The following is a 14871-nucleotide window of genomic DNA, read 5'->3' on the forward strand; positions in this document are numbered from 1 at the left end:
CCACCTCCACGGTGCTCCTGATCCCGGTGCTGGCCGTCCCGTTCCTGCTGTTCCTGATCGTCACGGCGGCTGGCGTCGCGTTGGGCGTCAACACCGCCAATTGCACCAGCGATGTGGCCATCACCAACGCTGCCGCTGCACGAGGTACCGCGGACAGGCAGAAGTCGATCCGCGTCGATCAGACGGTCCGCGCGCACGTCGCGACGATCGTGAGCGTTGCGTCGGCGCTGCCGCTGCCCGAGCGAGACCAGCAGTTGGCCGCCCGGATCGCCATAGCCACGGCGCTCCAGGAGTCCAGTCTGCGCAATCTGACGTACGGGGACCGGGACAGTCTGGGGCTGTTCCAGCAGCGTGGAGCCTGGGCGCCCGCCGAGCAGCGCACCGACCCAGCAACGGCGGCGCACATGTTCTTTCACGGTGGTCAGGCCGGTCAGCCAGGGCTGATGGACATCGCTGGCTGGCAGGACATGCCCCTCGCTCAAGCGGCACAGGCCGTCCAGCGCTCAGCATTCCCTTCGGCCTACAGCGCGTGGCAGGACCAGGCATCCGAGCTCGTAGCCGACATGTGGCCCGCCGAGGGTGCCACCACGGGCGAGGCGATCCAGGCGCGGCTGAGTGGTCAGGATGCTTGTCCCGCCGTCATCAGTGACCTCGGTCAGAGCGTGGCTCTTCCCGAGGGGTATGAGCTTCCGCCGTCAACGTCGGCCCCGGTGCGGACGGCGATCGGCTGGGCGTTGCAGCAGCTCGGAACTCCGTACAAGTACGGCGGTCACTGCACTGACCCTCACGGCAGTGATCCCTGGGGGCGCTGCGATTGCAGCTCCCTTCTCCAGCAGGCGTACGCACACGCAGGGATCACCATCCCCCGAACGACGGTCGGGCAACGAGTCAGCGGATCCGCCGTCTCGATCGATCAGGTCCGCCCTGGAGATCTGATTTTCATCCTGGGCGACGGCAGCGGCCCGAACGATCCCCGCCACGTCGGCATGGCCCTCGGCGACGGCCTCCTTGTTCAAGCGCCCAAGAGCGGAGACGTGGTCAAAGTTAGCGACATCGCGGGCGAATGGGCGCAGCCCCTGGCCGTTCGGCGGATCGCATGAAAGGCGGACGCTCATGAGTGCACGACCATCTCGTGACCCTTCCCCGATCGGTCGCCAGGGCGAGTTGGCCCTGATCGTGTTCGCCTGCATCGTCCTGACCTGTGCGTGGTGCGCGGTGGCGGGAGTCAGCGCAGTCACGCTTCTGGCGTCCGGAACCTGGATCTGGCCCGAAACCTCAGCTGCGGGGGTCCAGGTTGTCCGAGGCCTGGCGACCGGTAACCCGGACCAAGGCTGGCAGGTGCACCAGGCCAGCCAGCTGCCGGGGCCCGCAGCGATCTACACCGGGGCGATTCTCGGGCAGCTCTTCGCAGCGACAGCCGCCTGTTTATTCGCCTGGGTGGTCTTTCGGGTTCGGCTGCCCAACGACGGACGGCGCGGACTGGCCAGCCGGCACGAAGCGGCCCAGGTCCTCGGCTTGGCCCGACTGCGCAAGGTCGCCCCGGTGATCCGCCCGGACCTCACCGGCAAGCGCCCAGCACGCGATTCCCCCGCCAGGACCGTGCGGTCCAAGGCACCACGACACGCGCAACAACCGACCATCCGCACGTCTGACCTCGATCCGCGAAGTGCAACTGGGAGGAGGAGTTCCCGATCATGAGGCTCACGGTGCGCAGGTCGGCCAGCAAGGGCTGGAAGCCGAATCAGGTCGGATGGCATCTGGGTCGTTCCCGCTTTCCCCGCGGTGTGGACTTGTGGGTTCCCTACGACCGCACTGCAGGGGTTTTCGGAGCCCAGGGGTCGGGCAAGACCTTGGACTTGCTGGTTCCGGCGCTGTTGGATCATCCCGGTCCGGCCATCACGACGTTGACCAAGCTGGATGATCTTCTGCTGAGCGTGGGGCGCCGTCAGCGTCGCGGCCCGGTCGCTGTGTTGGACCCGTTCGGTCAAGCTCCGGGACTGCCGGCCCTGGTGTGGGATCCGGTCGCCGGATGCGTTGACCCAGCGGTCGCCGAACGTCGAGCGAAAGCGTTCACCGCGGGAACGGTGTCCGGAGCTGTCAGTGGCGGAAAAGCCGACAACGCCGCCCGCTTCTATGCCGCCGAAAGCGCCAAAGTCCTCCAAGGCTTCTTTCACGCCGCAGCCTTGACCGGACGCTCTGTCGAGCACGTCCTGTCCTGGGTGGCCAATCCCGTCGCCGCCGAAGAGCCGATGGAAATCTTGCGACAGCACCCGGCGTCCGCCAGGTTCTGGGACGGCTTGTTGGCAGGCGCGTTGCACGGGTCGCCGGACACGGTCGGGAACACCATCACGACCACCCAGCAGGCGATGTCGCTGTTCTTTCAGCCAGCGATCCGGCAGCGGTGTGTTCCCTCAACCCGTAACCCGGCTACCGATGTCCGCTCGCTGATCGAGAACAACGGCACGATATACCTTCTGGGCAGAGAGGATCCGTACGCCTCCGCTTCCCCGCTGATGACCGCCGTGGCTGAGCACGTCCTGGACACGGCCCTGGCGATGGCTACCGCCAGCCCCTATGGGCGCCTGGCCCCGAGCTTCCTGGCCTGTCTGGACGAACTGCCGTCGACGACGCCGTTGCCGACGCTGCGCGTGCGGATGGCGAACGAACGGGCGCTCGGACTGTCGTTCATCTACGCCTCTCAGACCTGGCGGCAGCTGGTGGTCTCCTACGGTGAGGACGAAGCCCGATCGCTGTTCGGGTTGACCAATGTGCTGGTCATTTTCGGTGGAGGCAAGGATTACGCCTTCAATCGCGAAGTGTCCGATCTTGTTGGGACGACCAGGATCTCCCGGCAGACCCTCACGGACGGACCGGGAGGAGTGGGCACGTCCCACGCCGGTGAGGATGTCCCCGTCCTGCGGCCAGAGCAGATCCGCACCCTGCCCGAGCGCCAGGCGCTCGTCATCGCCGAGAACGCCGCACCGATCGTGGCCCGCCTGACGCGCTGCATCGACGGATCCTCCGGGCAGCGTCTCCTGTCCGAGCTCGGCGACGCACGAGAGCGAGTCGGCCAGGCCCGACGAGTCCAGGTCGACGTCGCCGTCGAAACAGCCCGCGCTCTGGCCTACTCCCGCGAGGCCCGCCTGACACCAAGCGTTCCAGCGGAACCCGAGCCAGGAACACAAGCCCTCACAGACGACCCACCCACCCACCAGGGATGGAGGTAAGTCATGACTCCCTCACGACCGCCGGCACTGGACCCGATGGTCTGGCCCTTCCCCCGACCGCCCCAGGACGTGGAGCGCACGGCCGCGGCCATGGCCATGGTGGCCGCGGGCGACCAGGACGTCATCGAAGCCCTCGGCGACGTGCACCAGCTGCCCCGGCCCTGGGATCCCGGTACGTGCCCGGCTCCGTTGCGTGCACAGATCTGGCACTGGTGCGACCTGGTCGCCGGCTGGATCAACGCCCAGCTGCTGTGGCGACCGACCCAGATGATTCCGGCCTGCTGGCCCGCCCACCCGCACATCGCCCATGAGCTGCCGCTGCTGGCCTGCCAGCGGCTCAACGCCGAAAAGAGCTTTGATCCGGCGGCTCTGGAGGAGTGGCATCGCTACACCCTCGCGTATTTCCTGGACAGGCTGCGGGATCGGCTGGGGGATTCCTCGTGCCGCGACGGTAAGCACATGGACTGGCCGGGGCGTGCCCGGCAGCAGTCGTTCCAGTCCCCGGCGGCGATGTTTCAGCGCGGTGAGCATTTCGCGGCCGACACCGATACCCCCAACCCGTACCAGAACCTTTCGCCCACCAAAGCTACTGACTCGGAGCAGCATTCCAGCCTTTCTGACGTCCTGAACGGATCCGGTCGCGGGAGGACGCCGTGAGCGCCGGGCCGGGCGCTCAGGAGCCGGTGGATGGGCCTACGCTGGTTCCTGCAAGCACGCAGGCGACAGCAGGTGCTCATGACTCTGACGCTCAGACCGGGGCGAGCCCGTACTCGGTGCCCTCGGATGCAGGCAGCTCCTACCCGACCGCGCAACTGTCAGAGTTCGACGTCCACGGAATGGGGAACCGCGATGAATCAGTACGGGCAGATCGCCCTGAGCTACTACCGGACCTATCGCCCGACGGAGTTCGCGCAGATGAGCGACCCGCAGGCGTGGGCCACGCAGGTGGGGCAGCAGGTGACGGATCAGGTGGTGGCCGGGCAGGAGACCGCACCGATGGAGCCGGAAGCCAGCTACCTGCAGACGGTGGAGGCCCGCAAGACCGCTCGCCTGACGGCGGAGACGCAGGCGCTCCAGGAGCTGGTCTACCTGGAACCGGAGCCGGGGACCGAACACCTGCGAGTCCCGGGCCTGGACCTGCCGGGTTGGGAACCGCTCCCGCACACAACGCCGGCGAGGTAGAGCCGCACCTTGCATCGGCCGCGACGGCTGTCGCGACACCGATCCCGGGGGATCCTGCCGGGCCGGTGAGCGGCAGCCGACAGGGGGCCTCCAGGTCCGGTCGGGGATCGACGCGGACGGCAGCCCGTCTTCGAAGCTTCCAGCCGCCCCCGGGTCAGGACCTGCCGCCCAGCCGCGAAGGCGACAAGGTCGAAGCCAACCTGGAGGCGTTGCAAACTCTTCGTACGATCCAGGCTGAAGGACGCCGAGCCCTCGCTCCGGAGCAGAAGATACTGGCCCGCTGGTCAGGCTGGGGCGCCCTCCCGAAGGTGTTCGACGAAACAGACCAGCGGTACGCCCAGCAACGCTCCGAACTGCAGCGACTGCTGTCTCCGGTCGAGTACCGCGCAGCCCGCAAAAACACCCTCAACGCCCACTACACCGGCGCGGCCATTGTCGAGGCCATGTGGCAGGCCGTCACCGACCTCGGCCTGACCGAGGGCGATGTCCTGGAGCCCGGCTCCGGGGTGGGCAACTTCATTGGCAGAGCACCCGAAGGCATCTCGATGACGGGCGTCGAGGTCGAGCCCATCACCGCGGCCATCAGCAAGCATCTCTACCCGCAGGCCGACATCTATCACGAGTCTTTCGCCCGCTCACCCTTCCGGACAGACGTCTTCGACGGCTTCGTAGGCAACGTCCCCTTCGGCAGCTTCGCCCTGCGGGATCCTCAGTTCAATCCCGGCCGTCAGGACTCGATCCACAATCACTTCATCGCCAAGGCCATGGCGTTCACCCGCCCAGGCGGCATTGCCGCTGTGGTGACGTCGTCCTGGACTCTGGATGCCGCGTCCAGCAGCTGGCGGGAACGGCTCTTCCAAGAGGCCGACCTGTTGGGCGCACTGCGCCTGCCCGGCAGTGCGCACCGAGCGGTCGCCGGCACCGATGTCGTGACCGACATTCTCCTGCTGCGTAAGCGCTTGCCCGACGAGGCCCCCGCCGACGCCATCTGGCTCTACGCGAGCCCTGCCGAACACCCGGACGGCAGCCCGGTGCTGGGGATCACCCGTGGCGAGTCACCCCCGGAGCAGTACAACATCAACAACTACTTCCGGGAGCATCCCGACCATGTCCTGGGAGAGATCCGGGACGGCGGGTATGCCGGGATCCGCGTGGCCCCGCTTGCGGACATGCCCATCGGCCCGGCCTTCACCATCGGACTGCGATCCCACCTGTCCACCATTACGGATGCTGCCCGCTCATCGGGCAGGGTCTGGGCCGAACCGGCCCAGCGAATCGAGCCCGGCATCGGAAGCGGCCCGGGCCCCGATGTGGGTGAAGCTGGGAGCCTCGGCGCAGAAGCGGTGCTGGTACGCAGCAAGCGGGCTTCGGGCAATACCCGCGAGGGACGGATCGAGTTCGCCGGTGAAAGCACCTTCATCGGCGACGATGGGCAGAGCCACACCAAGCTGGTCTTCTCGCAGATCAGTAACGGCTTCGACGTCGAGCTGCCGGTGCCACCGAAGCAGGCTCCCGAGCTGCGCCAGCTCCTGGTCATGCGGGACCTGGTTACCTCGCTTCTGGACCAGGAGAGCGAGAACGGAGACGACGACTACGGCATCCAGGCCACCCGTGCGGCGCTGAAGCTCGCCTACGAAGGCTACGTGAACGAGTACGGGCCGATCACGCGCTACACCCTGTCGGCGCCCCGCAAAGCCGGAGGACAGCCGACACGGCGGCGACCGGGTCTGGGAGGGTTCCGGACCGACGAGGGCAGTGTCTACGTCCTGGCGCTGGAAAAGACCTACGACCCCGCCACCAATACCGCTGTGCCGGCCGACATCTTCACCACCCGCCAGATTGACCGCGATCGGGTCGTGGCCGAGCACGCCGGCGACCCGTTGGCCGCGATCGCTCTGGCCGCAGAACGCGGTGAAGACCCGTCCGTGGAGACTCTCGCCCGGATCATGCAGTTGCCGGTGGACGAGGCTCGCCAGCAGCTCGCCGGTCACATCTTCCTCAGCCCTGACGGAACGAATATGCCTCGCGCGGAGTACCTGTCCGGGAACGTCCGGGTCAAACTGTGGGAGGCCCAGGAAGCTCTGGAGACGGATCCTGCCTTCGCCGTCAATGTCGAGGCACTGACGGCCGTCCTGCCTCCGACAGCCACCATTGCGGATGTTCCGCTGACGCTGGGTGCCTCGTGGATCTCAACGGAGCTGGTCGAGCGCTTCGGGCGCCGCTTGATGGCCAGCGAAGACAACCAGATGCGCGTACGTTTCGATGGCCGCACCTGGCAGGTACAGACCCCCAAGAGCGGTAACGGTCGCTCACACGTGCTGGAACATCAGACCTGGGGCACAGACGATCGCTCCTTCTACGCCCTCCTGGAGCGCATTCTCAAGAACCAGCACCACGTGATCAAGATCGTCCGCCGGGAGACGGACGGCTCCTCCTGGGTGGACGAGGAAGCCTCCGCAGCAGCGACCGACAAAGCAGCCGAGATCGTCGACGAGTTCGTCGACTGGGTCTGGTCCAACTCCGACATCGCCACGGAGATCTGCGCTCAGTACACCGACCGTTTTCGTTCGCTGGTGCCCCGCAGCTACGACGACGCCCCGGCGCGGTCGCTGCCGGGCATGACCCCGCACATCACTCTGCTCCCGCACCAGAACGCAGCCGTCAGCCGCGCCCTCGGCGAGCCGTCGGTGCTGTTCGACCACGTGGTGGGCGCCGGGAAGACCTTCACGCTGGCCGCCACAGCCATGGAACTCAAACGGCTCGGCCTGGTCAACAAGCCGGTGCTTGCTGTCCCGAACCCTTTGATGGGTCAGTGGATTCGTGAGATCCGTGAGCTGTATCCCGGTGCCCGGGTGCTGGCCGCGGACAGCGAGTCTCTGACCAAGAACGGCCGCCAGGCCTTCGCAGCTCGCGCTACGGCATCGGACTGGGACCTGGTGCTGATGACCCATGAGTCCTTCGAGTCGATTCCCGTGGACGAGGCCTGGGCGGTCGAGTACCTCTCCCGGGAGATCGAGTTCCTGGAGAAGCAGAAACAGGCCGCCCTCGCCGACGGCCAGGACGAGCGCACCATCAAGCAGATCGAGCGTGACCTCGCCCAGGCCCAGGAGACCATCGCCGACCAGATCGAACGGCGCAAGGACGACGACGGGATCAACTTCGCCCGTCTCGGCTTCGACTACGTCATGACAGACGAAGCACACGTCTACAAAAACCTGTCCTTCTTCACCACCTCGCAGGCAGTTTCATCGCCCGAAGGTTCGGGGCGAGCGCAAGACATGCACATGAAACTGGAGTACCTGCGCTCGATCAAGGCCGGGCAGGCCAACCCGCGGATCGCAGCCTTTGCCACCGGCACCCCGATCAGCAACAGCCTGGCCGAGATGTACACGTTCACCCGGTTCCTGCGCCCCGACCTACTCGACGAGCACGGTGTGGCCACGTTCGACGAGTGGGCCGCGACATTCGCCCGCGCCTCGGCCAAGCTGGAGGTCAACACCGCCGCGTCGGGCTACACATCCAAGGTCCGCATGCGGGGCTTCAGCGAAGCTCTCGGCGACGGCCTGCGGATCTGGCGCACCTTCACCGACACCAAGACCGCCGACATGCTCAATCTCCCCCGCCCTCAGCTCAAAGGCGGATCACGCAACCACCACGTGGTCCAGCCCAGCGAGGGGCAAGAACTGGTCCTGGCATCCTTCCTGCGTCGCTTCCAGAACATGCCCCGGGGCCGTGACCGCATGGCGAAGGGCGCCGACAACGACGTCGCCATCATCGGCGACGGCCGGGCCAACGCAATCTCGCCCCGCATGGTCTCCGAGCGTGGCCTGAGCTGGGCCGGCCTGGACCGCGACGACTCCAGCCTGACCTCACCCAAGCTGGAACGGATGGCTGACGAGATCACCGCCATCTACCAGCGGATGAAAGACACCCGCTACCGGGTCAAAGCTGAGGACGACACCGCAGACTGGTCTCCAATCCCTGGTGCCCTCCAGATGGTCATGATGGACTCCGGCACCCCCAAGAAGACCGGCGAGTGGTCCGGGTACGCCGAGCTGAAGCAGCAGCTCGCCGATCGCGGGGTGCCCGCTGGCCAGATCGAGTGGATTCAGGACTACAAGGGACCTGAGCGCCGAGCTGAACTGTTCGAGCGCGCCCGCAACGGCCAGATCTCCGTCTTGATGGGATCCACCGGCGCCTTGGGGACCGGGACCAACGTCCAGAACCGGCTCATTGCCCTGCACCACGCCGACGGATCCTGGAAGCCGGCCGACATCGAACAACGCGAAGGCCGGATCCTTCGCCGCGGCAACCAAAACCCCGAGATCGAGATCCACGTCTACCTCACCCAGCGCACTCACGACGAGAAGACCTGGGACATGACCGCCTACAAGCAGCGCGGCCTGAACGCCATCGCCCACGGCGACTACAGCATGAAAGGCATCGAATTCGAGGACGACTCAGACCCGCTGACCGATTTTGACACGCTCGTCGGCATGGCATCCGGCGACCCGCTCGTCATGGATCAGCGCACCCTCGACGCAGACCTGCGCAAGCTCGAACGAGCCCACCGAGCCTGGTCCCGCCAGCGAGCCCACGCAGACTCCACAGCAGAGATGTACCGCAGCCGACTGCGCCGCACCGAATCCAGCATCGAACTCCTCACCCTCGCCCAGCAACAGCGCGTCGACACCTCCGGCGACGCCTTCAGCATGCGCGTGACGACGAGCAGCGACCGTGACTTCGGCACCACCCTCACCAGCCGCAAGGACGCATCCGAAGTCCTGGGCAAACGGCTTCAGGCGCTCTTCGAGTCCGGGCACTTCGGCATCCAGGAACGGCGCATGGGGACCATCGCCATCCTCGCCGGGTTTAACATCAACGCCAGCACCACGACGGCCAAGAAGGGCGGAAAAGCCGTCATACTGCGGCTTTCCCTCAACGATGCTCCCCTGCCGATCGACGCGGTCGAGGTACTTCTTCCGGACATCCACCAGAACAAACTCGGCCTCATCACGCGGCTGGAGTCTCGTGCCCGGAGCATCGACGACCGCGTCCAGCGCAGCACCCGCGACATCGACATGCTCAACGACGAGATCCAACGGGCCGAAGACACGCGCACCAAGCCCTTCCGCAATGCAGCCGCCCTCCGCAGTATTCGTGAGCGCAAGGAACTCGTCGACACGATCCTCAACGAGGACCGCACCACCAACGAGGCCGGCGAGCCGCTCGACAAAGAAGCCCTACGAGCGGAATACGGGCGCATCACGACCGAACACCGCCAGAGCGCGGCAGCTGCACGCGACCAACAACCGGAAAGCGAAGAAGCAGAAGAGAACATCGGAAGCACCCCGAATTCCTTCGCACTGCAATTCACCTCAGCGGACGAACCCGAGACGACACAAGCCCCAGGCAACACCACCCCCGCGACAGAACCGCCCGAAGAGCCCACGCACGCCCCAGAACCCACCGCACCCCACGACCCTGCCGCCCCCGATCCACCCGTTCCCACCACCACGGAACCTGCCGCCAAGCCAGAAGACCGAGACCAGAGCAACCCCATCACGCCGGAACAAGCAGCGCTCTCCGAGCCTGACGCGCCGGCGGCGCCTGACAGCACCGACGTGATCATGGATGACGTCTTCGGGGAGGTCTCCCGCGGACAGCTGCAGGCGTATCACGCCCACGGGGCAACGGTCTTCGACCATGAGCAGCTCCAGGACGAGCTTCATCCGTTCAATCGCAACGCAATCGCCGACGCGGTCCGCGACCCCGTCAACCACACGTCTGACGGGAGATTCAGCCTGGAGCTGTTCCTCTCGAACCGCGATGACGAACCCGACCAGGACCCTGACCCGGCCTCGCCGGACCCGGGAGCCGACGATAGCTCGCCCGCGCAGGATCCCGCCCCGGGGCCGCACCTCGACGCGGAGGACGAGACGACGGCTGCTGCCGCTAGCGACACTCTCTTCTCCCTCGACGACCAAGGGACTCGCCCCGCAGAGGCAGACGCCACATCGGCGGCTCCATCACCCGGCATGGCTCGGATGCCGGAACCGGCCGGCGCCTACGAGGGGCCCTGGACGCCCACGAGAGTGCAGTCCAAGGCGGCCAACTTCGACCAAGTCGTTGCCGCGTACCTGCTGGCCGGATCCGACGTCCAGTCGGCTGGCTACGAGCCATTCGACGGCGGCATTGAAGTTCACGATCCCGAACGCGCCCGCTACTCCCTCGATCGGCAGAAGGCCGCCCTCGACGCCGGACCGAACACCCCTGACAGATCGAAACAACTGGCCTTCTTGACCCGCATGCAGGACCGGATCGCCGGCCTACAGCGCGAACAACTGCGGGCCGCAGCCGAGCCCGAACGCCCTGTTCGCAGCGTCCAAGAACTCGCGCGACTGCTCAACGAGGAAGGACGCCCCCGCGATCACGAGTACGAGCGACTGACCGACGAGCACCGCGAAGCCCTCAAAACCTACTTCCGCCAGAACGATGTTCAGCGCATGCCGACCTACCAGGCGACCAAAGACCTCATCAATGACCGCCCGTACGTTCCGGACGAGGAGAACGCGACCAAGTGCGACAGCGCGGCGGCTCTCTTCGCCCTGCGAGCAGAAGAAGCCCGCACCCGAGGCTGGCCCAAACTGGCTGCCTATCACGAGGCGCTCGTCGCAGACGCCAAGATCTACGCGAAGGCATGGCGCGACGGCGTCATGGTCTTCGGCGCCGGCTACAGCGCCCGCCCGGAACGGCGCCCACCAGGAATCGCCAAGCTCGACGACGGCGTCACCGCCGCTGACCGCGAGGGAACCTACGACGACGGCTCAGACGAGAGACTGTGGGACCGGGTAGCCCCACTCGCGCTCGACCATGTCGGCAGGCACCTCACCAGCGAAGTCGAGCATCTACGACAGCGCCAAACCCAGGTAGACGTCCCCGCGCACGAGTGGCAGCGCGCCATGACCCAAACCCTGGAACAGATCGAGAACCACCAGTACGCACTCATCATCAAGCGGACAACCGAGGCAGCCAAAGGGGGTCCAGGCGCGGCGCAGGAAGACTTCCACCTCAGAGCCGTCCAGTTCGGCCAGCATCTGCACGATCTGGCCGAGCACCTCCGGGACCAGGGCATCGTTCCCTCGGAGGACCCGCATCCAGGGGTTCCGGCGATCGCCGATCCCTCACGGGCGACTAACTCGGACTTCTTGGATACTTACGGCGCCTACGCTCGGCAGCCCAGCGAAGCCCGGTACAACCTGCTGCGCAGCATGCAGTTCGCCCCGGAAGTCCCCACCGACCCTGGCTGGCAGCGCACGCTAGAAGCGTTCAAAACACGAACCTGGACCGAGACCCTCACCCTTCTGCCCCAGGTTGGCCTTCGTGAAGCGATCGCCATGGCCCAGACAGCGCTGACCGCAGCACCCACAAGCCCTACGGGTTCGGCACCGCCAGCAACGGATGAACGACCTCCAAGGAACGTAACCTCCAAGGCTCCCCGCCGGCCGTCCTCGCACGAGCCGAGGGGCTCGGCCGAGACCGCCCCGAACCCCTCGGAGGCACCCTCTCTGGCTCACCGGGCATGGCAGGAGATCTATAACGACCGCCAGGCCACCGAAACAGCGCTCCACAGGGCGCAGAACGATGGTAATCGGACCGACGTCGCAGCGCACGGGCGCCGTCTGGAACTTATGGAGGTGGAGTTCCAGGCACACGAGCAGGCCATGTTCCCGGTCTCTGGAGCAACGGAGACAGCGCTTCATGACCTCCGCACGGAAGCAGCACTTTTCTTCCGCGACCAGCGCCTGGCGGTCCCCATCGCCGAGTACCTGGACCAAGCCGTAGGGCTATCCGACGTCCCGGCCGCCTGGGCCTGGCTCTCTCGATCCTGGGGAGCCGAACACCCTGAGGACCCTGACACGCTGGCAACGATCCGGTCGTACGCCCGCCGGGCCGCCAGCATGATCGAGGCAGACCGAGCCCCCGGCCAACTGCCCGAGTCCTGGCAGGCGGCCACCGTCGCGCCCCAGCCGATTCCTAGCCCCCCGCCACCGGCCAGACGCCCCTCTCCGGCAACCGCGAACCCGCAGGTGGCTCCCTCAGCCATTCCGGCAGGTGCTCAGCCTGGTTCTGCTGCTGATCAGGGCCCCCACCTGCATCCCGATGAGCCGGCGTCTCGACGCCCGGCCGCTCCGACAGCGCCATCCTCCGGTGCTGCGGCCGATCAGCCCACACAGGCCAGTCGGCCAGGCAGCTCTCCGAGATCGGGAGAGACCAACCCCAGTAAACGGATGATCACCGACCAGGCCGTCGCGGCCCTGCGATCCGGGTCGACCTCGGTCAACGACGAGGGAGCCCGTGATCTCCTGAGCCGGCAGATCGACGCGCTGACCTGGACCCGCGCAGACGCCCCGATCCCGACCGCCGCGAGACAAGCGATCGACGTTGTCCTTTCCGGTATACCCGCACCCCAGCTTCCCGGCTCCCTCACACACATTGGCATCGGCGAGCCCTTCACCACCGCCGACGAGCGCTTCCGCACCTACGGCCTGAACTTCACGAACAGCGAAGGCCGCAACACCCGCCTGCACCTGCTGCACACCAGCGACTCGATCCTCACCATCAATCTGGAGCGCGTTCCCAGCCAGCCGGCGGAAGCGCCCCGGCGAAACCCTGCCCAGCAAAGGACCTGGGATCCGGGGACACTCGAACGACTCCGATCTGAGGCTCAGGCCAACGGATCCCAGATCGGACACTCCGAACTCCTCACGCAGGTCTCCCAGCGCCTCAACACGCTGACCTGGGTCCAGGCGGACCAGCCGATCCCGCTGCAGGCCGCACAGGCCCTTCAATCGTTCGTAGCCCGGATACCCGCCGAGAGCCAACCCGGACAGCTCCAGGCCGTCGCATACGCCCCGCAGCAGGACTCCACACAGTTCCCCACGTTCTTCGGGCTGTCCTTCCAGAGTCCTGATGGTGGCGAGACACGCCTTCATCTCGTCCAAAACCCCTCATCCATAGGGGTTCTCTGCCTCGACGTGATCACTCCAGCCACATCTCGCACACAGCCGGCGAGGTCCCATCCTGAGGAAACGCCAGCCACCTGGCCAACGACGGCTGCGACCGCACGGACAACCGCCAGCAGCAGTGAACGGCCGCCCCCGCCAACCACGCCCCTCGCCCCACCACGTCCAGTAGCCACCCACCGGTAGCCGACTACTCGGAAGGAACAGCTTCGTGACCAGAATGATGTCTCCCCACATCACCCCGAACGACGCGCAGCAGCAACTCACCGAGCTGAACCACGCTGTCTCTCAGCAGGAAACCACGATCCCGCCCAGTCCTTACGCGCCCGACCCCGACAGCCCGCCCACGGACTGGCCTCAGCACCTCGAACACCTCACCCAGATGATCGACGCGCTGAAGGAAGACCGGGAACTCCTCCGCGACAGCATCGACCACCTGGTCGGGCAACTCGACCGCGTCATGACACAGGTCGAGCAGATCACCCAGGCGCAGGGGCAGCAGGCGGCGCCTGACCGCGACCCCCTGCTGTCGGGCGCATGGCGCAAGTTCACCAACAAACTCAGCGAATTCCGGGACTGGGCCATGGTACGACTCGCCGAGAGCAAACCGGTCAGGCAGGCCGCCGGCTACAGCGTGCCCTGGCTGGAGCGCCTCGCGGACTACCTCACGCAGATCGCCAGCACCGCCGCACGCATCGCCGACACCCTCCAGAAACTCGCCACGCCAGCACCCACCGAGGCAGCATCGGCCACGCACGCCTCCGCTCCGGGTATCCGGGTTTCGCAGGATCCGCCGGAACCGGCCAGGCACACGGCCACCCAAGCTCAACCGGCCACGCCCGCCCCGCAGCAGGCTGTGCCGGCCGGGGAAGCTCATGACCCCTCGGCGCCCGGTACGAGTGAATCCCCCTCAGCACCTGCGGCAGAACAGCCAGACAACGGCCAGGGCACCAAGGATCCGGATCCCGTCGAATCCCGCCAGCCCGCTCGGCAAGTCTCGAACGGCCAGCCCGAGATGGCGTCCTTGCAGAGCCTCCTCTCGATGAACGTTTCCTTCCCCACCCCTCAGCCTCAGCAGTCCACCGGCAACGGTACCCCGAGCCCTCCGGCTCGCCCGCCCGCTGCCGCACCGCCTCGTACTGGCCCGCAGATCTAGCCGTTCGTCAGGCGGCTCAACGCAGGGCACTCTGCCGGCCGCGGACCCAGAACCTGTCGCTGAAAGTGAGTACCGATGTCCTCCGATCGCCCCGCCCTGATGTCCGTTGAAGACCTCTGCAAGTGGCTGAACGTCAAACCGTCCTGGGTATATGACGCCGTCGAAGCCGGCACTATCCCGCACTTCAAACTCGGTCGACGAACTTTGCGATTCGACCGCTTCGACGTACAAGAGTGGCTCACCTCCCGCAGCCATGGAGAACGCTGATCTACTCAGCCGC

The 14871-nt window shown here is 66.5% G+C and carries 7 protein-coding genes; all 7 read left to right on the forward strand.

What is annotated here, in order from left to right:
* Positions 1 to 11: 11 nt before the first annotated feature.
* On the forward strand, positions 12 to 1100 hold the full coding sequence (locus LWF15_RS11350) for a C40 family peptidase (RefSeq protein WP_232810403.1): 1089 nt from the start codon (positions 12 to 14) through the stop codon (positions 1098 to 1100).
* A gap of 594 nt (positions 1101 to 1694) precedes the next feature.
* Entirely contained in the window at positions 1695 to 3227 is a 1533-nt protein-coding gene (locus tag LWF15_RS11355) for a type IV secretory system conjugative DNA transfer family protein (RefSeq protein WP_232810404.1), read from the forward strand.
* 69 nt (positions 3228 to 3296) lie between these two features.
* A complete protein-coding gene (locus LWF15_RS11360; RefSeq protein ID WP_232810405.1) occupies positions 3297 to 3884 on the forward strand; it encodes a hypothetical protein in 588 nt (195 codons plus the stop codon).
* A 192-nt stretch (positions 3885 to 4076) separates the two neighbouring features.
* Complete coding sequence (locus LWF15_RS11365; protein ID WP_232810406.1) at positions 4077 to 4409, forward strand: hypothetical protein; 333 nt, start codon at positions 4077 to 4079, stop codon at positions 4407 to 4409.
* Between the two features lie 308 nt (positions 4410 to 4717).
* On the forward strand, positions 4718 to 13621 hold the full coding sequence (locus tag LWF15_RS11370; protein WP_232810407.1) for a DEAD/DEAH box helicase family protein: 8904 nt from the start codon (positions 4718 to 4720) through the stop codon (positions 13619 to 13621).
* Between the two features lie 25 nt (positions 13622 to 13646).
* Positions 13647 to 14591 carry a hypothetical protein gene (locus LWF15_RS11375; RefSeq protein ID WP_232810408.1) on the forward strand — a complete coding sequence of 315 codons (945 nt, stop codon included), beginning with the start codon at positions 13647 to 13649 and terminating at the stop codon, positions 14589 to 14591.
* A 99-nt stretch (positions 14592 to 14690) separates the two neighbouring features.
* Positions 14691 to 14858 carry a helix-turn-helix domain-containing protein gene (locus LWF15_RS38130; protein ID WP_408623048.1) on the forward strand — a complete coding sequence of 56 codons (168 nt, stop codon included), beginning with the start codon at positions 14691 to 14693 and terminating at the stop codon, positions 14856 to 14858.
* Positions 14859 to 14871 lie beyond the last annotated feature (13 nt).

Origin of the sequence: Kineosporia rhizophila (genome assembly GCF_021277265.1) — a bacterium.
In the GTDB taxonomy this organism is placed as follows: Bacteria; Actinomycetota; Actinomycetes; order Actinomycetales; family Kineosporiaceae; genus Kineosporia; species Kineosporia rhizophila.

Bases quoted from the DNA above. Each gene is read 5' to 3' on its own strand.
- LWF15_RS11355 (WP_232810404.1), top strand. From the start codon at position 1,695: ATGAGGCTCACGGTGCGCAGGTCGGCCAGCAAGGGCTGGAAGCCGAAT.
- LWF15_RS11365 (WP_232810406.1), top strand. From the start codon at position 4,077: ATGAATCAGTACGGGCAGATCGCCCTGAGCTACTACCGGACCTATCGC.
- LWF15_RS38130 (WP_408623048.1), top strand. From the start codon at position 14,691: ATGTCCGTTGAAGACCTCTGCAAGTGGCTGAACGTCAAACCGTCCTGG.